We start from the raw sequence: 18,463 nt of genomic DNA on the forward strand, positions 1-18,463 counted from the left end.
CTAGGTTGGCGCACAGCTCGTGTACGACCGTCCTTTAAGACCCGTCCGGTGAGGCGGGGAAGGAGACCACCTCGTGGCGCAGAACCGCCGCGGGGACGCCGACGCACAGCAGCCCGCACGGGAACTGCTGTCCGCCGCCGACGTCACCCGCACCGTCGCGCGCATCGCGCACCAGATCATCGAGAAGACCGCCTTCAGCGCCGAGAACCCCGACGGGCTCGTGCTCCTGGGCGTCCCCACCCGCGGCGTGCACCTGGCCCACCGGCTCGCCGCCGCGATCACCGACTTCGCCGGCGCCGCACCGGCCGTCGGCTCGGTCGACGCCACCCTCTACCGCGACGACCTGCGCCGCGGCCCGGCCCGTGCGCTGGAGTCCACCGCGGTGCCCGAGGGCGGCGTGGACGACCGGCTCGTCGTGCTCGTCGACGACGTCCTCATGTCCGGGCGCACCACCCGCGCCGCGCTCGACGCCCTGCGCGACGAGGGCCGTCCGCGCGCGGTGCAGCTCGCCGTGCTGATCGACCGCGGCCACCGGGAGCTCCCGATCCGCGCCGACTACGTCGGCAAGAACGTCCCGACGTCGCGCTCGGAGCAGATCCTGGTCTCGCTGACCGAGATCGACGGCAGCGACGGCGTCTGGATCACCCAGGGAGAGGGGGACAGGTGAGACACCTGCTCTCGGTCGCCGACCTCGACGCCGCCGAGGCGACCGCGCTGCTCGACACCTCCGACCGGCTGCGCGAGGCGCTGCTCGGCCGCGAGGTGCGCAAGCTGCCGACGCTGCGCGGCCGCACGGTCATCACGATGTTCTACGAGAACTCCACCCGCACCCGGGTGTCGTTCGAGATCGCCGGCAAGTGGATGAGCGCCGACACCGTGAACGTGTCCGCCTCCGGCTCCTCGGTCTCCAAGGGCGAGTCGCTGCGCGACACCGCGCTGACCCTGTCCTCGATGGGCGCGGACTGCGTGATCGTGCGCCACCCCGCCTCGGGGTCGGCGCACCGGCTCGCGCACTGGGCGGACGCCGACCGCGAGGTCACCGGCACCCCCACCGCGATCGTCAACGCCGGTGACGGCACCCACGAGCACCCCACCCAGGCGCTGCTCGACGCCGCGACCCTGCGCGACCGGCTCGGCGGCATCGCCGGGCGGCGGATCGGGATCGTCGGCGACGTCCTGCACTCCCGGGTCGCCCGGTCCAACGTGCTGCTGCTCGCGACCCTCGGGGCCGAGGTCGTGCTCGTCGCGCCGCCGACGCTGCTGCCCACCGGCGTCGAGTCCTGGCCGTGCCGGGTGTCCCACGAGCTGGACGCCGAGCTGCCCGCGCTCGACGCGGTCATGATGCTGCGCGTGCAGTCCGAGCGGATGCACGGCGGCTTCTTCCCCTCCGCGCGCGAGTACGCGGTGCGCTTCGGGCTGTCCGAGGACCGCGCGAGGCTCCTGCCCGACCACGCGGTCGTCCTGCACCCCGGCCCGATGATCCGCGGCATGGAGATCGCCCCCGCGGTCGCCGACGCCCCCAACTCCGCCGTCCTGGCCCAGGTGCGCAACGGCGTGCACGTGCGGATGGCCGTCCTCTACCACCTTCTCGCCGGAGCTCCCGAATGACCGACCTGCTGATCCGCAACACCCGGCCCTACGGCGGGGACCCGGTCGACGTGCTCGTCGCCGACGGCGTCGTCGCCACCATCGGCACCGGCCTGACCGCGCCCGAGGGCACCGAGGTCCTCGACGCCGACGGCGCCGTGCTGCTGCCCGGCTTCGTCGACCTGCACGTGCACCTGCGCGAGCCGGGCGGCGAGGAGTCCGAGACCATCGAGACCGGCAGCCGTGCCGCGGCGCTCGGCGGGTTCACCGCCGTGTTCGCGATGCCGAACACCACCCCGGTCGCCGACTCCGACGTCGTCGTCGAGCACGTGCGCCGGCGCGGCGAGGAGATCGGGCTGGTCGACGTGCACCCGGTCGGTGCGGTCACCGTCGGCCTCGGCGGCGAGAAGCTCGCCGAGCTCGGCACGATGGCCGCCTCCCGCGCCGCGGTGCGGATGTTCTCCGACGACGGCCGCTGCGTGAACGACCCGCTGATCATGCGCCGCGCGCTGGAGTACGCCTCCGCGCTCGACGTCGTCATCGCCCAGCACGCCGAGGACCACCGCCTCACCGGCGGCGCCCAGGCGCACGAGGGTGCCGTGGCCGCGCGCCTCGGGCTCGCCGGGTGGCCCGCCACCGCGGAGGAGACGATCGTCGCCCGCGACTGCGCGCTGGCCCGCGAGGCCGGCGCGCGCCTGCACGTCTGCCACATCTCCACCGCCCGCACGATCGACGTGCTGCGCGCGGCCAAGGCCCAGGGCGTGCGGGTGTCGGCCGAGGTCACCCCGCACCACCTGCTGCTCACCGACTCCCGGCTGACCGGCTACGACCCGGTGAACAAGGTCAACCCGCCGCTGCGCACCGCCGACGACACCCGCGCGATGCGCGAGGCGCTGGCCGAGGGCGTGATCGACGTCGTCGCGACCGACCACGCCCCGCACGCCGCGCAGTACAAGGACACCGAGTGGCAGGCCGCGAAGCCGGGCATGCTGGGCCTGCAGACCGCGCTGTCGGTGCTGGTCGAGACGATGGTGGAGCCGGGCCTGCTGGACTGGCACGGCGTCGCGCGGGTGCTGTCGGAGCGCCCCGCGGAGATCGGGAACCTGCCCGACCAGGGCCGTCCGATCGCGGAGGGGGAGCCGGCGACGTTCGCGCTGGTCGACCCGGACGGGGTCTGGACGGTCCGCGGTGCGGAGCTGGCGAGCAAGGCGGCGAACACGCCGTACGAGGGAATGCGGCTGCCCGGAACGGTGGTCGCGACGGTGCTGCGGGGACGCATCACCGCGCAGGACGGGAAGGTTGTGCAGTGACCGCGCTTTTGGTTCTCGAGGACGGGCGGATCTTCCGCGGTGAGGCCTATGGCGCCACCGGGCAGACCCTGGGTGAGGCCGTGTTCACCACCGGCATGACCGGCTACCAGGAGACCCTCACCGACCCGTCGTACCACCGCCAGATCGTGCTGCAGACCGCACCGCAGATCGGCAACACCGGCTGGAACGACGAGGACGACGAGTCGCGGGCGATCCAGGTCGCGGGCTACGTCGTGCGCGACCCCGCCCGGCGGGCGTCGAACTGGCGGGCGACCGGCTCGCTGGAGGACGCGCTGCGGGCCCAGGAGGTCGTCGGGATCGCCGGGATCGACACCCGCGCCGCGGTGCGCCACCTGCGCGAGCAGGGCGCCATGCGCGCCGGGATCTTCTCCGGCACCGCCCTCGCCGCCGACGACGAGCTGGTCGAGCGGGTCAGGCAGGCCCCGCAGATGGAGGGCGCCGACCTCTACGGCGCCGTCACCACCGCCGAGACCTACGTGGTGCCCGCGGTGGGGGAGCGGCGCTTCGTCGTCGCCGCCCTGGACGTCGGCATCAAGTTCAACACCCCGCGGATGATGGCCGCCCGCGGCATCGAGGTGCACGTGCTGCCCGCGTCGAGCACCATCGAGACCGTCGAGTCGCTGCGCCCGGACGGCTTCTTCCTGGCCAACGGCCCGGGGGACCCGGCCACCGCCGACGGCCCGGTCGCACTCGCCCGGCAGGTCCTGGAGCGGCGCATCCCGCTGTTCGGGATCTGCTTCGGCAACCAGATCCTCGGCCGCGCGCTCGGCCGGTCCACCTACAAGCTGCGCTACGGCCACCGGGGCATCAACATCCCGGTCGTCGAGCACGCCACCGGGCGGATCGCGATCACCTCGCAGAACCACGGCTTCGCGGTGTCCGGCGAGGCGGGCGAGGAGTTCGACACCCCCTACGGCCGCGCGCAGATCACCCACACCTGCCCCAACGACGGCTGCGTCGAGGGCATGGCCGGGCTCGACTTCCCGGCGTTCTCCGTGCAGTACCACCCGGAGGCCGCCGCGGGCCCGCACGACGCGTCGGACCTGTTCGACCGCTTCGTGGAGCTCATGACCGAGTACCCGGTCGGCTACGCCGGCGTCGCCGGGCAGCGGCCCGAGGGCACCGCGCCCGCGCCGTACCCGCGGCCCGAGGCCGAGAACCACTCCGGCGTCGAGGCCCGGCCCGGGACCGAGCCGGCGCCCGCGCCGGCGATGACCGCCCAGCCCGACCCGGCCACGCCGCCGACGGCGACTGCGGCCCCGTCGGTCGACCTGCGGCCCACCCCGCCCGCCCCGACCCCGGCCCCGGCCGCGGGCGGGTTCGAGCCGGGCAGCCCGGAGGGCCCGCACGGCGGTGCCGACGCCGGACCGGACGCCGCCGACGAGCACACCACCCGGCTGCCCGTCACCCCGCCGGCCGGCTCCCCGGCCACCGGCCGCGACGAGGTCGAGCCGCCCACCAGCCGGATGCCCGCCGTGGGCCGCCCCGGCACCCCGGACCCGCTGACGGCGCCGTTCTCCGACATCGAGGACGCGCTGCGCCGCGACGGCGGTACGTCCGCCCACCCGGGCGCCGCCGCCGCCCCGGACGCCGAGGACACCCCGGCCGACCCGGCACCGGGCGGCGACCCGGTGTCCGGCCGTGCCCGGCCCGTCGACGACCGCCCGTGGCCGCCACCGCCCACCGGATCCCCATCCACCCCGCAGCACCCGGACCGGCACGACCAGGCCCGGCAGGAGGACCACTGATGCCCCGCCGCGACGACATCGACCACGTCATGGTGATCGGCTCCGGGCCGATCGTCATCGGTCAGGCCTGCGAGTTCGACTACTCCGGCACCCAGGCGTGCCGGGTGCTGCAGTCCGAGGGCATCCGGGTCTCCCTGGTCAACTCCAACCCGGCGACGATCATGACCGACCCGGAGTTCGCCGATGCCACCTACGTCGAGCCGATCACCCCGGAGTTCGTCGAGAAGGTCATCGTCGCCGAGCGCGACAACGGCACCCCGGTCACCGCGATGCTCGCGACCCTGGGCGGGCAGACCGCACTGAACACCGCGATCGCGCTGCACGAGAACGGTGCCCTGGAGCGCCACGGCGTCGAGCTGATCGGCGCCGACGTCGACGCCATCGAGCGCGGCGAGGACCGGCTCAAGTTCAAGGACATCGTGATCGGGGTCGGCGGCGACGTCCCCCGCTCCCGGGTCTGCCACTCCATGGAGGAGGTCCGCTCCGCCGCCGACGAGCTGGGCCTGCCCGTGGTCATCCGGCCGTCGTTCACCATGGGCGGGCTCGGCTCGGGCATGGCGCACTCGGCGCAGGACCTGGAGCGCCTCGCCGGCGCCGGGCTCGCCGCCTCCCCGGTCACCGAGGTCCTCATCGAGGAGTCGGTGCTCGGCTGGAAGGAGTACGAGCTGGAGCTCATGCGCGACCACCACGACAACGTGGTCGTCATCTGCTCCATCGAGAACATCGACCCGATGGGCGTGCACACCGGTGACTCGATCACCGTCGCCCCGGCGATGACCCTGACCGACCGCGAGTACCAGCACATGCGCGACGTCGGCATCGCCGTGCTGCGCGCGGTCGGCGTCGACACCGGCGGCTGCAACATCCAGTTCGCGATCCACCCCGAGACCGGGCGCCTGGTCGTGATCGAGATGAACCCGCGCGTCTCGCGGTCCTCCGCGCTGGCGTCGAAGGCCACCGGCTTCCCGATCGCCAAGATCGCCGCGAAGCTCGCCGTCGGCTACACCCTCGACGAGATCCGCAACGACATCACCGGTGAGACCATCGCCGCGTTCGAGCCGTCGCTGGACTACGTGGCGGTCAAGATCCCGCGGTTCGCGTTCGAGAAGTTCCCCGGCGCCGACCCCGAGCTGACGACGACCATGAAGTCCGTCGGCGAGGCGATGGCGCTGGGCCGCTCGTTCCCGGAGGCGCTGGGCAAGGCGCTGCGCTCGATGGAGCGGGAGCGGGCCGGGTTCTGGACCGCTCCCGACCCGGAGGGCGAACCGCAGTACACCGTCCCGGTCGACGGCCGCATCTACGAGGTCGAGCGCGCGCTGCGCTCCGGCCAGTCGGTCGACGACGTCGCCAAGACCTCCGGCATCGACCCCTGGTTCGTCGACCAGATCGCGCTGCTCGGCGAGATCCGTGCCGAGCTCGAGGCCGCACCCGTCCTCGACGCCGACCTGCTGCGCCGGGCCAAGCGCCACGGCCTGTCCGACCGTCAGCTCGCCGCGGTGCGCCCCGAGTTCGCCGGTGAGGACGGCGTGCGCACCCTGCGCCACCGCCTCGGTATCCGGCCGGTCTACAAGACCGTCGACACCTGCGCCGCCGAGTTCGCGGCGAGGACGCCGTACCACTACTCGGCCTACGAGACCGACCCCGCGGCCGAGTCGGAGATCGCCCCGCAGACCGAGGAGCCGAAGGTCCTGATCCTCGGCTCCGGCCCGAACCGCATCGGGCAGGGCATCGAGTTCGACTACTCCTGCGTGCACGCGGTCATGGCGCTGCGTGCCGCCGGGTTCGAGACCGTCATGGTCAACTGCAACCCGGAGACGGTGTCCACCGACTACGACACCGCCGACCGTCTCTACTTCGAGCCGCTGACCTTCGAGGACGTCCTGGAGGTCGTGCACGCCGAGCAGGCCTCCGGCACCGTCGCGGGCGTCATCGTGCAGCTCGGCGGGCAGACCCCGCTGGGGCTGGCCCAGCGCCTCACCGACGCCGGGGTGCCCGTCGTCGGGACCTCCGCGGCCGCGATCGACCTGGCCGAGGACCGCGGCGCGTTCGGCGAGGTCCTGCGCAAGGCAGGCCTGCCCGCCCCGGAGTTCGGCATGGCCACCTCCTTCGAGCAGGCCCGGGGGATCGCCACCCGGATCGGCTACCCGGTGCTGGTGCGGCCGTCCTACGTGCTCGGCGGACGCGGCATGGAGATCGTCTACGACGAGGCGACCCTGGCCGGCTACATCGCCCGCGCCACCACCATCTCCCCGGACCGCCCGGTGCTGGTCGACAAGTTCCTCGACGACGCCATCGAGATCGACGTCGACGCCCTGTGCGACGGCGAGGAGATCTACCTCGGCGGCGTGATGGAGCACATCGAGGAGGCCGGGGTCCACTCCGGGGACTCCTCCTGCACCCTGCCGCCGATCACGCTGGGCTCCTCGGTGCTGGCGAAGGTCCGCGAGGCCACCGCCGCCATCGCGCACGGCGTCGGCGTGCGCGGGCTGCTCAACGTCCAGTACGCCCTGCACGGCGACGTGCTCTACGTGCTGGAGGCCAACCCGCGGGCGTCGCGGACGGTGCCGTTCGTGTCCAAGGCGACGTCGGTGCCGCTGGCCAAGGCCGCCGCCCGGATCATGCTCGGCGCCACCATCGCCGACCTGCGCGGCGAGGGCCTGCTCCCGGCGACCGGCGACGGCGGCGCGCTGCCCGCCGACTCCCCGGTCGCGGTCAAGGAGGCGGTACTGCCGTTCAACCGGTTCCGCAACACCGCGGGCCAGGGCGTCGACCCGCTGCTCGGCCCGGAGATGAAGTCCACCGGCGAGGTCATGGGCTTCGACTCCGCCTTCGGCCCGGCGTTCGCCAAGTCGCAGGCCGCCGCCTACGGCTCGCTGCCGACCTCGGGCACGGTGTTCGTGTCCATCGCCGACCGCGACAAGCGGGCGATGGTGTTCCCGATCCGCCGCCTGGCCGACATGGGCTTCGAGGTCCTCGCCACCGAGGGCACCGCGGAGATGCTGCGCCGCAACGGGATCGATGTCACCGTGGTGCGCAAGCACAGCGAGGGATCCGGACCGGAGACCCCGACGATCGTCGACACCATCCTCGCCGGGGACGTCGACCTGATCGTCAACACCCCGGTCGGGAACCCCGGTCCGCGCGTCGACGGCTACGAGATCCGCGCCGCCGCGGTGTCGCGCGGGGTGCCGTGCATCACCACGGTGCAGGGGACCGCGGCCGCGGTGCAGGGCATCGAGGCGCTCGCCTCGGGCGGGCTCGGCGTGCGGTCGCTCCAGCAGGCGCACGCGGCGCTGAAGGCGAAGGCGTGAGCTTCGCCGCCCGGCTCGACGGGGCCGTCGCCGCCCACGGGCCGCTGTGCGTCGGGATCGACCCGCACCCGGCGCTGCTGGCGGCCTGGGGCCTCACCGACGACGCCGACGGCCTCGCCGCGTTCGCCGACCGCTGCCACGCGGCGTTCGCCGGGGCGGTGTCGGTGGTCAAGCCGCAGGCGGCGTTCTTCGAGCGGCACGGCTCGGCGGGCGTCGCGGTGCTGGAACGGCTGCTCGCCGGGTTCGCGGGCTCGGGCACCCTGACCCTGCTCGACGCCAAGCGCGGCGACATCGGCTCCACCATGGACGGCTACGCCGACGCCTATCTGCGCGTCGGCGCGCCGCTCGCGGCGGACGCGCTCACGCTGTCGCCCTACCTGGGTTTCGGGTCGCTGGAGCCGGCGCTGACCGCCGCCGACGAGGCCGGGCGCGGGGTGTTCGTGCTGGCCCGCACGTCCAACCCGGACGGTGCCGCGGTGCAGTGCGCCACGACGGCGGACGGGGTGAGCGTCGCCCAGCGGATGGTCGACGACGCCGCCGCCCGCAACGCCGGTGCGCAGCCCCGCGGCGCGGTGGGCGTCGTCGTCGGCGGCACCCACGAGCACGGCCTGGACCTGACCGCGTTGAACGGCCCGGTGCTGGTGCCCGGGCTCGGTGCCCAGGGCGCGAGCCCGGCCGACGTGGTGTCGCGGTTCGCCGGCACCGCGGGCCCGGTCCTGCCGGTGTCGGCGCGCGGTGTGCTGCGGGCCGGCCCCGACACCGTCGCCCTGCGGGACGCGGCACACCTGCTCGCGGAGGAGCTGGCCTCCACCGCCGCCGGGGCGCACTGAGCGGGCGCCGGTCCCGATGATCGTCTGCTGTGAGGTGTCCGGTGCCGGATCCGGCACCGGACACCTCACGCGTCGCGATCATGGACTCCGGGACGGCACGGGTCCGGTGGTGGGCAGGCGACGCCGGACCCGCGCCGGGCGGTCCACTCCACCCGCCGGGCGCCCCCGGGCGCACCGGGACGTCGATCGGGCGCGTCCGGTGGCGGGCCGGCTGCCCCGTCCGGCGGGCAGCACTGCGCCGACCCGCCCTACGGGGGAGCCGGATGGCACTCCTGTCGTGGTTCGAACAGGGTGCCGTTGATCACCTCCTGACGGCCGAAACCGGAGGTGGGACCCCCATTGACGCCTCCGTGGAGGTCGTGGGTACGTTCGAATACGACGCCGGGGACGTCCCCCGGACGGGTCGGTGCGACCCACCACCCGATCGCTGACGCGACACCCCGGCGCGAGCCGGGATCACGGCGGCGAGAACGACGAGAACGACACAGGAAAGTACGGAGGAACCAACCGTGGCCCTTCCCCAGCTGACCGAGGAACAGCGCGCCGCCGCGCTGGAGAAGGCCGCGGCCGCGCGCCGGGCCCGGGCCGAGCTGAAGGACCGCCTCAAGCGCGGCGGCACCACCCTCGAGGAGGTGCTGAAGAAGGCCGAGACCGACGAGGTCCTCGGCAAGATGAAGGTCTCGGCTCTGCTCGAGGCCCTGCCGAACGTCGGCAAGGTCCGCGCCCAGCAGATCATGGAGGAGCTGGAGATCGCGACCAGCCGCCGTCTGCGTGGCCTGGGTGACCGGCAGCGCAAGGCGCTGCTCGAGCGCTACCCGAGCTGATCCGGGCGTCCCGTGACCGACACCTCCTCCGTCATGCCCTCCGGCCGGACCGGCCCCGCCCGCGGGCGGCTGCTCGTGCTGGCCGGGCCGTCCGGGGTGGGCAAGAGCAGCGTGGTCGCGGGACTGCGCGAGGCGCTGCCGGAGCTGCTGTTCAGCGTGTCCGCCACGACCCGGCCCGCGCGGCCGGGCGAGGTGGACGGCCGTGACTACCGCTTCGTGTCCCGCGAGGAGTTCGACGCGCTCATCGAGCGCGGCGAACTCCTCGAGTGGGCCGAGGTGCACGGCGGGCTGCAGCGCTCCGGCACGCCCCGGGTGCCCGTCGAGCAGGCTCTCGACCGGGGCCGTCCGGTCCTGGTCGAGGTCGACCTGCAGGGCGCCCGGTCGGTCAAACGGGTCCTGCCCGAGGCCGTCACCGTCTTCGTCGCGCCACCCTCGATGGAGGAGCTGGCCCGCCGGCTCACCGACCGCGGCACCGACACCCCCGAGCAGCGCGAGCGCCGGCTGCGGACCGCCATCGAGGAGATGGACGCCCAGGGGGAGTTCGACGAGGTGGTCGTCAACGACGACCTGCAGGCCGTGATCGGCCGGTTGGTAGCATTGGCGGTCGACCGCGGCGCCGTCTGAGCGCCCCAGGTCCCCCTCGTTCTTCAGGAGTCCACCACGTGAGCACGCCCACCGGCACCGCCACCGCCCCCGAGGGCATCACCTACCCGCCGATCGACGACCTGCTCGGCCAGGTCAGCTCGAAGTACGCTCTGGTCATCTACGCGGCCAAGCGCGCCCGGCAGATCAACGACTACTACTCCCAGCTCGGTGAGGGCCTGCTCGAGTACGTCGGCCCGCTCGTCGAGCCGGGCCCGCGCGAGAAGCCGCTGTCGATCGCGATGCGCGAGATCCAGGCGGGGATGCTCGAGCACACCGAGGGCGAGTAAGACCTCTCGATGGCTCCTCCCGAGGTGCTCCTCGGCGTCTCCGGCGGCATCGCCGCCTACAAGAGCGCCGAGGTGCTGCGTCGCCTGACCGAGTCCGGCCACGCGGTGCGGGTGATCCCCACCGAGTCCGCGCTGCGGTTCGTCGGGGCCGCGACGTTCGAGGCCCTGTCCGGCCGGCCCGTCGCCACCGGGGTGTTCCACGACGTCCACGAGGTGCCGCACGTGGCCCTGGGCAAGGGCGCGGACCTCGTCGTCGTCGCCCCGGCCACCGCGGACCTCATGGCCCGCCTCGCGCACGGCCGCTCCGACGACCTGCTGACCGCGGCGCTGCTGACCGCCCGGTGCCCGGTGGTGCTGGCGCCCGCGATGCACACCGAGATGTGGGAGCACCCCGCGACGGTCGACAACGTCGCCCTGCTGCGCGCCCGCGGCACGGTGGTGATCGAACCCGCCGCGGGCCGGCTGACCGGCGCGGACACCGGCAAGGGCCGGCTGCCCGACCCGGCCGAGATCGTCGACCTGGCCCGGCTGCTGCTGGAGCGCCCGGACGCGCTGCCGCGGGACCTGGAGGGCCGCCACGTGGTCGTCAGTGCCGGTGGGACCCGGGAGGACCTCGACCCGGTCCGCTTCCTCGGCAACCGGTCCTCGGGCCGGCAGGGCTGGGCGCTGGCCCGGGTCGCCGCCCAGCGCGGCGCGCGGGTGACGCTCGTCGCCGGGCACACCGCGGACCTCGGCGCCCCGGCGGGGGTGGACGTGGTCGCCGCGGGGACCGCCGTCGCCATGGAGGCCGCCGTCCGCGGTGCGGCCGTGGACGCGGACGCCGTGGTGATGGCCGCCGCCGTCGCGGACTTCCGGCCGGTCGACACCGCCGCCGACAAGATCAAGCGCGGCGACGCGGAGCCGGCGCCGCTGCGGCTGACCCAGAACCCCGACATCCTCGCCGGGCTCGTGGCCGACCCGCCGCGGTCGGGTCAGGTCGTGGTCGGGTTCGCCGCCGAGACCGGCGACGCCGACGGGGACGTGCTCCACCACGGCCGCGCCAAACTCGCCCGCAAGGGCTGTGACCTGCTGGTGGTGAACGCGGTCGGCGACGGCAAGGCCTTCGAGACCACGGACAACGCCGGCTGGCTGCTCGCCCGCGACGGCGGCGAGGACGAGCTGCCGTTCGGCTCGAAGGCGCTGCTCGCCTCCCGCATCTGGGACGCGGTCGTCCCGCGCCTGCGCTGAGCACCCCCGGACACGACGACGGGCCCGCACCGGAGAACCCCCGGTGCGGGCCCGTCGTCGTGTGCGACCGGACTCAGTCCTCGTCGAAGAAGGAGCTGCGCGTCGGCTCCGCCTCGTCGGAGGAGGAGTCGGACCCCTCGCCCGACCCCTCACCCGACGTGGACGGCGTGGCCGACGAGGTCGACCGCGGCGAGGACGTGGACGGCGTCGCCGAGGAGGTCGAGCGCGGGCTCGACGTGGACGGCGACGAGGTCGACGGGGCCGACCGCTCGGCGCTGCTCGGGGTCAGCGAGTCCTCCGACGACCCGTAGCCCTCGGAGCCGGAGGTCGAGACGTACCGGGTCATCGCCCAGCCGCCGTACTCGGGGAGCTCGACGAACCCGTCCTGGGTCTCTCCGGTCGAGGTGGACTCACCCCGCTCGCACACGCCGACGATCGGCGCGTCGGCCTCGGGCTCGGAGCGGACGTTGACGCTCTGGGTGCAGGTGCCGGTACCGGCGGCCGACGCGGTGCCGGCGACGATGCCGGTGGTGGTGACGCCGGCCACGGCCAGTGCGCCGAGGACGGCTGCGACGCGTCGCGAGTTCGGCTTCATGGTGGAACAACCTCCGTGCCGCCGGGGCCGGGGAGGCCACCGTGCGGATCCGTTCGTGGGCGACCCCGCGGGGCGTGCGAGGTGTTGTCCCGCCCAACGAGCCGACGCCCGTTCGATTCGTGAGCAGAGGGTCAATCACCCCATCCGGCGACACCGGGTAGCGGATTCTCCGGGTGTTGTCACGCTCCGTGTGTGAGTTCCCTCGTGCGAGTCCCGTACGGGCGGCCGGTCTGGACTACCCTGCATCCGAGGGGCGCTCGCGATCATGGTCGTGCGTCCGAGCGAGCGCGACGACGTCGTCGCGCCGGAGCGGAGAACGTTTCCAACGGGATGGAGAAACTGCGCGTGTCCAACACGAGCCGTCGCCTGTTCACCAGCGAGTCGGTCACCGAGGGCCACCCCGACAAGATCTGTGACGCGGTCAGCGACACGATCCTCGACGCCATGCTCGCGCAGGACCCGAGCAGCCGGGTCGCCGTCGAGACCCTGGTGACCACCGGTCAGGTGCACGTCGCCGGTGAGGTCACCACCAACGCCTACGTCGAGATCCCGCAGCTGGTGCGGGAGAAGATCCTCGAGATCGGCTACGACTCCTCCGCCAAGGGCTTCGACGGCTCCTCCTGTGGCGTCAACATCGCCATCGGTGCGCAGTCGCCCGACATCGCCCAGGGGGTCGACACCGCCTACGAGAAGCGCGTCGAGTCCGCCGAGGACGAGATCGCCAAGCAGGGCGCCGGCGACCAGGGCCTGATGTTCGGCTACGCCTGCGAGGACACCCCCGAGCTGATGCCGCTGCCGATCGCGCTGGCGCACCGCCTGTCGCGCCGGCTGACCGAGGTCCGCAAGAACGGCACGCTGCCCTACCTGCGCCCGGACGGGAAGACCCAGGTCACCATCGAGTACGACGGCGACAAGCCGGTCCGGCTCGACACCGTGGTCCTGTCCTCCCAGCACGCCGCGGACGTCGACCTCGACGGCATGCTGGCTCCCGACATCCTCAAGCACGTCGTCACGCCCGAGGTGGAGGCGCTGGGCTGGGACCCGTCGCAGCCGCGGCTGCTGGTCAACCCGACCGGCCGCTTCGTGCTCGGCGGCCCGATGGGTGACGCGGGCCTCACCGGCCGCAAGATCATCGTCGACACCTACGGCGGCATGGCCCGCCACGGTGGCGGCGCCTTCTCCGGCAAGGACCCGTCGAAGGTCGACCGCTCCGCCGCATACGCCATGCGGTGGGTCGCCAAGAACGCCGTCGCCGCCGGGCTCGCCGGGCGGATCGAGGTCCAGGTCGCCTACGCGATCGGCAAGGCCGCCCCGGTCGGGCTGTTCGTGGAGACCTTCGGCACGGAGAACGTCGACCCGGCGCGGATCCAGGCCGCCATCGAGGAGGTCTTCGACCTGCGCCCGGCCGCGATCATCCGCGACCTGAAGCTGCTGCGCCCGATCTACGGGCCGACCGCCGCGTACGGCCACTTCGGCCGCACCGACGTCGAGCTGCCGTGGGAGGACACCTCCCGCGCCGACGCCCTGAAGTCGGTCGCCGGCGGCTGAGCGCCGAGCACGTGCCCCGTGGCCGTCGACCGCCCCGCGCGGTCGGCGGCCACGGGCGTCTCCGGGTGGCGTCGGTGCCGCGTGGTAGACCCTCGACGTGAGCTCTCCGCGTACGGCACCGGCGGCCCGCGCCCGCCGCCCGGGGCGCGACCGGGGGCAGTGGCAGCCCGCCCCGGCCCGTCCGGTCGCGCGGGTGCTGGTCGACGTCGCGCTGCCGCACCTGGACCGGACCTTCGACTACCGCGTCCCGACCCATCTCGACGACGCCGCCGTCCCCGGTGTGCGGGTGCGGGTGCGCTTCGCCGGCCGCCTGGTCGACGGCTTCCTGCTGGAGCGCTCCGACGACACCGCCCACGCCGGGAAGCTCGCCTGGGTCGACAAGGTCGTCTCGCCCGAACCGGTGCTCACCGCCGAGGTGGCCGGGCTGGCCCGGGCCGTCGCCGACCGCTACGCCGGGGTGATGGCCGACGTCCTGCGCCTCGCGGTGCCCGCCCGGCACGCCCGCGTCGAGTCCGAGAGCCCGCGGGAACGCGGCGCCGCCGAGCCTGCCCCGGTCGACCGTGCGGGCTGGGAGGCCTACCCGCGCGGCGGGGCGTTCCTCGACGCGCTGGCGGGCGGGCGCGCCGCGCACGCCGTCTGGCAGGCGCTGCCGGGGGAGGAGTGGGCGGCCCGGCTGGCCGAGGCCGCCGTCGCCACCCGGTCGGCCGGACGCTCGGCCCTGCTCGTCGTGCCCGACCAGCGTGACGTCGCCCGGCTGCACGGCGCCTGCGCGGCGCTGCTCGGCGAGGACGGGGTGGTCGCCCTGACCGCGGAGCTCGGGCCCGCCGAGCGCTACCGGCGCTGGCTGGCGGTGCGGCGGGGGAGCGTGCGGGTCGTCGTCGGCACCCGGTCCGCGGCGTTCGCCCCGCTCGGCGAGCTCGGCCTGCTGGCCGTCTGGGACGACGGCGACGACTCCCACTCCGAGCCCCGAGCCCCCTACCCGCAGGTCCGCGACGTGCTGGTGCTGCGCGCGCACCGCGAGGGCGCCGCGCTGCTGCTCGCGGGGTTCGCCCGGACCGCCGAGGCGCAGCTGCTCGTCGAGACCCGCTGGGCCAGTCCCATCGCGGCCGACCGTGCCGGGGTGCGTGCCCGGATGCCGCGGGTCACCGCGATCGGGGAGACCGACACCCAGCTCGTGCGGGACCCGGCCGCCCGCGCGGCCCGCGTCCCGGGCGTCGCGTTCGAGGCCGCCCGCGCCGCGCTGACCGCCGGGCGCCCGGTGCTGGTGCAGGTGCCGCGGTCGGGCTACCTGCCGTTCCTGGCGTGCGCGTCCTGCCGCGACGCGGCCCGCTGCCGGCACTGCGCGGGCCCGCTGGGCCTGCCGCGTTCCGGCGCGGGTTCCGAGGGTGCACTGCCCGCCTGCCGCTGGTGCGGCCGGGCCGAGCCGGCGTTCCGCTGCGGGCACTGCGGGTCGCGACGGCTGCGGGCCGGGGTGGTCGGCGCCGGGCGCACCGCCGAGGAGCTCGGCCGCGCCTTCCCCGGTGTCACCGTGCGGACCTCCGGCGGGGGCGCCGAGGTGCTCGACACCGTCCCGCCCGGGCCCGCGCTGGTCGTCGCCACGCCGGGGGCGGAGCCGGTCGTCGACGGCGGCGGGGCCGGCTACGGCGCCGCGCTGCTGCTCGACGGCTGGGCGATGCTCGCCCGGCCCGACCTGCGCGTCGCCGAGGAGACGCTGCGCCGCTGGTTCGCCGCGGCCGCCGGGGTCGTGCCGCACACCGACGGCGGACGGGTCGTCGTCGTCGCCGAGGCGTCGGTGCCGACGGTGCAGGCGCTGGTGCGGTGGGACCCGGCCGGGCACGCCGAGGCCGAGCTCGCCGAACGCGCCGAGGTGGGGTTCCCGCCCGCGATCCGGATGGCCTCGGTGGAGGGGCCGCCCGCCGCCGTCGCCGAGATCTGCGACGCGGTGCTCGGCACCGGGCGCGTCGACCCGTCCCCGCCCGAGGGGGTGGAGCTGCTCGGACCGGTCGAGATCGACCCGCCGGACCGGCCCGGCGCCGGTCACGGCACCGCCGACGAGGTCCGCGAGCGCGCGCTGCTGCGGGTCCCGCGCCGCGCCGGTCGCGACCTGGCCCGTGCCCTGCACGACGCGCAGGCCCTGCGCACCGCCCGCAAGGCCCCCGAGACCGTCCGGGTCCGGCTCGACCCCGACGAGATCGACTGAGCGGTGCGCCGCGTCACCGCCGTGACACCGGACGGGACCGGCGGTGCCGCAGTGGCACAATGGAGCGCTGACCACCGCACTCGTCCGCCGTGAGGGGAAGCCCGTGCCCATCCAGCCCGTCCGGCTGTTCGGCGACCCGGTCCTGCGCACCCGCGCCACCGAGGTCACCGACTTCGACGCGGAGCTGCGCAAGCTCGTCAGCGACCTGACCGACACCATGCACGACGAGGGCGGTGCCGGTCTGGCCGCGCCGCAGATCGGCGTCGGCAAGCGGGTGTTCGTCTACGACTGCGACGGTTTCTCCGGGCACCTGGTCAACCCGACCTGGGAGGCCGTCGGTGAGGACGAGCAGTTCGGCATGGAGGGCTGCCTGTCCATCCCCGGGCTCGGCTGGGACTGCCGGCGCAAGCTGCACGTCGTCGCGCGGGGCTGGGACATGCACGGTGAGCCGCAGGTGGTCGAGGGCTCCGAGCTGCTGGCGCGGGCCATCCAGCACGAGACCGACCACCTCGACGGCGTGCTGTTCGTCGACCGGCTCGACGCCGAGACCCGCAAGCTGGCGATGCGCGAGATCCGGGAGGCCGCCTGGTTCGGCGAGCCCGAGCCGGTCGTCAAGGCGAGCCCGCACCCCATGTTCGGCAAGGCCCGATGAGGCTGCTGTTCGCCGGCACCCCCGACCCGGCGGTGCCGTCGCTGCGGGCGCTGCTGGAGCACCCCGGCCACGAGGTCGTCGCGGTGCTGACCCGCCCGGACGCCCCCGCCGGGCGCGGCCGCAGGCTCACCCGCTCCCCGGTCGGCGAGCTCGCCGACGCGGCGGGGATCCCCGTGCTGACCCCCGCGAAGCCGTCGGGCCCGGAGTTCCTCGACACCCTGCGCGCGCTCGCCCCGGACTGCGCACCGGTCGTCGCCTACGGGGCGCTGCTGCCCCGCCCGGTGCTGGACGTGCCCGTCCACGGCTGGGTCAACCTGCACTTCTCGCTGCTGCCCGCCTGGCGCGGCGCGGCCCCGGTGCAGTCCGCGATCCGGCACGGCGACGACGTCACCGGCGCCACCACGTTCCGGCTCGAGGAGGGCATGGACACTGGGCCCACCTACGGCCTGGTCACCGAGACCGTCGGCGCGACCGACACCGCGGGCGACCTGCTGGGCAGGCTCGCCGAGTCCGGTGCCCGGTTGCTCGCCGCGACCCTGGACGGCATCGCCGACGGCACGCTGACCGCCGTCCCGCAGCCCGCCGAGGGGGTCTCGCTCGCGCCGAAGGTCACGACCGCCGACGCCCGCGCCGACTTCACCACCCCGGCCGCCGCGCTGGACCGGCTGATCCGCTCGGTCACCCCCGAGCCCGGCGCGTGGTGCGGGTTCCGCGACGACCGCCTCGGGCTCGGCCCGGTCCGCCCGTTGCGCACCGGTGAGGTCGAGCTCGCGCCGGGGGAGCTGCGGGTCGAGCGCCGCCGGGTGCTGGCCGGGACCGCGACCGTCCCCGTCGAGCTGGGCGAGGTGAAGCCGAAGGGCAAGCGGTTCATGCCCGCACCGGACTGGGCCCGCGGCGCCCGGATCGACGGCGTCGAGTACCTGGGCTGACCCGCCGCCACCCGCCGCGGTCCGGCGCACCGACCTCCCGACACCACACCGACTTCCCGACATCCCGGACGACGGCCGGCCCCCGGCCACGGCGGACCCCGCCGAGGAGACCACGTGAGCGAGCAGGACCCCCGACCCGACCGCGACCGGCCCGACCGGTCCGACCGCCCCGAGCGGCGCGCCGGCGACGACCGGCACCGCGGCGGCGACAGGTCGGGCGGTGACCGGGCCCGCGGGGACCGGTCGCGCGACGACCGCGGCCCGCGCACCGGGTCCGGCTGGGGCGGCGGCCCGGGGTCCGGCGACCGGCGCGGCGGGTCCGGCTCCGGTGGTCCGGGCGGCTCCGGGGAGCGCCGTGGTGGTGGGTGGCGCGACTCCGACCGGCCCAGCCACTCCCGCTCCGGCGGCGACGTGGCCCGACCGCGCGACGGCGGGGACCGGTCGCGCGACGACCGTCCCCGCGGCGACCGCCCGTTCCGGGGCCGTGACGACCGGCCGCGGGGCGACGACCGCGCCCGCGGCGGGGACCGCTCCCGCGACGGTCGGCCCCGTGGGGACCGGCCCCGGGACCGTGACAACCGCTCCCGTGACGACCGCCCGCGCGGCGACCGCCCCGGCGGCGACCGTGCCCACGGCGACGGGCCCCGCCCCGACCGACGTGACGACCGCCCCCGCGACGACCGCCCCCGCGGTGACCGTCCGCCGTACGACCGTGACGACCGCCCGCGTGGCGACCGGCCCCGGGGCGA

Annotated in this window: 14 protein-coding genes and 1 pseudogene; 14 read left to right on the forward strand and 1 reads right to left on the reverse strand. The window is 75.1% G+C overall.

The features are described from left to right. Positions 1-73 precede the first annotated feature (73 nt). The 10 genes and pseudogenes from pyrR to coaBC all read left to right on the forward strand — a co-directional run bounded on the left by pyrR (position 74) and on the right by coaBC (position 11,790). Entirely contained in the window at positions 74-667 is a 594-nt protein-coding gene (gene pyrR, locus DMP15_RS14745) for a bifunctional pyr operon transcriptional regulator/uracil phosphoribosyltransferase PyrR (RefSeq protein WP_062395627.1), read from the forward strand. Continuing rightward, positions 664-1,608 (forward strand): aspartate carbamoyltransferase catalytic subunit, encoded by a 945-nt coding sequence (locus tag DMP15_RS14750; protein WP_073574691.1) that lies wholly within the window; start codon positions 664-666, stop codon positions 1,606-1,608. Before pyrR ends, DMP15_RS14750 begins: the two co-directional genes overlap by 4 nt. Continuing rightward, complete coding sequence (locus DMP15_RS14755; protein WP_337826032.1) at positions 1,605-2,897, forward strand: dihydroorotase; 1,293 nt, start codon at positions 1,605-1,607, stop codon at positions 2,895-2,897. Before DMP15_RS14750 ends, DMP15_RS14755 begins: the two co-directional genes overlap by 4 nt. Then, positions 2,894-3,994 (forward strand): annotated as a pseudogene (gene carA, locus DMP15_RS14760) (glutamine-hydrolyzing carbamoyl-phosphate synthase small subunit); the annotation flags it as partial. The gene DMP15_RS14755 and the pseudogene carA, both read left to right, overlap by 4 nt. A gap of 671 nt (positions 3,995-4,665) precedes the next feature. After that, the gene (gene carB, locus DMP15_RS14765; protein ID WP_337826033.1) at positions 4,666-7,977 is read left to right on the forward strand and encodes a carbamoyl-phosphate synthase large subunit; all 3,312 of its coding nucleotides are present in this window, start codon (positions 4,666-4,668) and stop codon (positions 7,975-7,977) included. Beyond that, positions 7,974-8,807 (forward strand): orotidine-5'-phosphate decarboxylase, encoded by an 834-nt coding sequence (pyrF, locus tag DMP15_RS14770; protein WP_073574694.1) that lies wholly within the window; start codon positions 7,974-7,976, stop codon positions 8,805-8,807. Before carB ends, pyrF begins: the two co-directional genes overlap by 4 nt. 509 nt (positions 8,808-9,316) lie before the next feature. After that, a complete protein-coding gene (mihF, locus tag DMP15_RS14775; protein ID WP_020627642.1) occupies positions 9,317-9,631 on the forward strand; it encodes an integration host factor, actinobacterial type in 315 nt (104 codons plus the stop codon). 12 nt (positions 9,632-9,643) lie between these two features. After that, on the forward strand, positions 9,644-10,255 hold the full coding sequence (gmk, locus tag DMP15_RS14780; protein WP_434094383.1) for a guanylate kinase: 612 nt from the start codon (positions 9,644-9,646) through the stop codon (positions 10,253-10,255). A 38-nt stretch (positions 10,256-10,293) separates the two neighbouring features. Next, positions 10,294-10,563: a DNA-directed RNA polymerase subunit omega gene (gene rpoZ, locus DMP15_RS14785; RefSeq protein ID WP_073574695.1), complete on the forward strand. Its 270-nt coding sequence runs from the start codon at positions 10,294-10,296 to the stop codon at positions 10,561-10,563. A 9-nt stretch (positions 10,564-10,572) separates the two neighbouring features. Further along, a complete protein-coding gene (coaBC, locus tag DMP15_RS14790; protein WP_073574696.1) occupies positions 10,573-11,790 on the forward strand; it encodes a bifunctional phosphopantothenoylcysteine decarboxylase/phosphopantothenate--cysteine ligase CoaBC in 1,218 nt (405 codons plus the stop codon). A 73-nt stretch (positions 11,791-11,863) separates the two neighbouring features. Here the strand turns inward: coaBC and DMP15_RS14795 are convergent, their stop codons facing one another. Next, the gene (locus DMP15_RS14795; protein ID WP_073574697.1) at positions 11,864-12,385 is read right to left on the reverse strand and encodes a hypothetical protein; all 522 of its coding nucleotides are present in this window, start codon (positions 12,383-12,385) and stop codon (positions 11,864-11,866) included. 345 nt (positions 12,386-12,730) lie between these two features. Here DMP15_RS14795 and metK point away from each other — a divergent pair, with 345 nt between their 5' ends. The 4 genes from metK (at position 12,731) to fmt (ending at position 17,714) form a co-directional block, all read left to right on the forward strand. Beyond that, positions 12,731-13,933 carry a methionine adenosyltransferase gene (gene metK, locus DMP15_RS14800; protein ID WP_357437836.1) on the forward strand — a complete coding sequence of 401 codons (1,203 nt, stop codon included), beginning with the start codon at positions 12,731-12,733 and terminating at the stop codon, positions 13,931-13,933. Between the two features lie 97 nt (positions 13,934-14,030). Beyond that, positions 14,031-16,133, forward strand: a complete 2,103-nt coding sequence (locus tag DMP15_RS14805) for a primosomal protein N' (RefSeq protein ID WP_073574699.1) — start codon at positions 14,031-14,033, stop codon at positions 16,131-16,133. Positions 16,134-16,236: 103 nt separating this feature from the next. Continuing rightward, positions 16,237-16,785, forward strand: a complete 549-nt coding sequence (gene def / locus DMP15_RS14810) for a peptide deformylase (RefSeq protein ID WP_062403164.1) — start codon at positions 16,237-16,239, stop codon at positions 16,783-16,785. After that, a complete protein-coding gene (gene fmt, locus DMP15_RS14815; protein WP_073574700.1) occupies positions 16,782-17,714 on the forward strand; it encodes a methionyl-tRNA formyltransferase in 933 nt (310 codons plus the stop codon). The genes def and fmt overlap by 4 nt, the downstream gene beginning before the upstream one ends. The last annotated feature ends 749 nt before the right edge of the window (positions 17,715-18,463 follow it).

The sequence above is a fragment of the Pseudonocardia sp. UM4_GMWB1 genome (assembly GCF_017312155.1).
GTDB lineage: Bacteria > Actinomycetota > Actinomycetes > Mycobacteriales > Pseudonocardiaceae > Pseudonocardia > Pseudonocardia alni.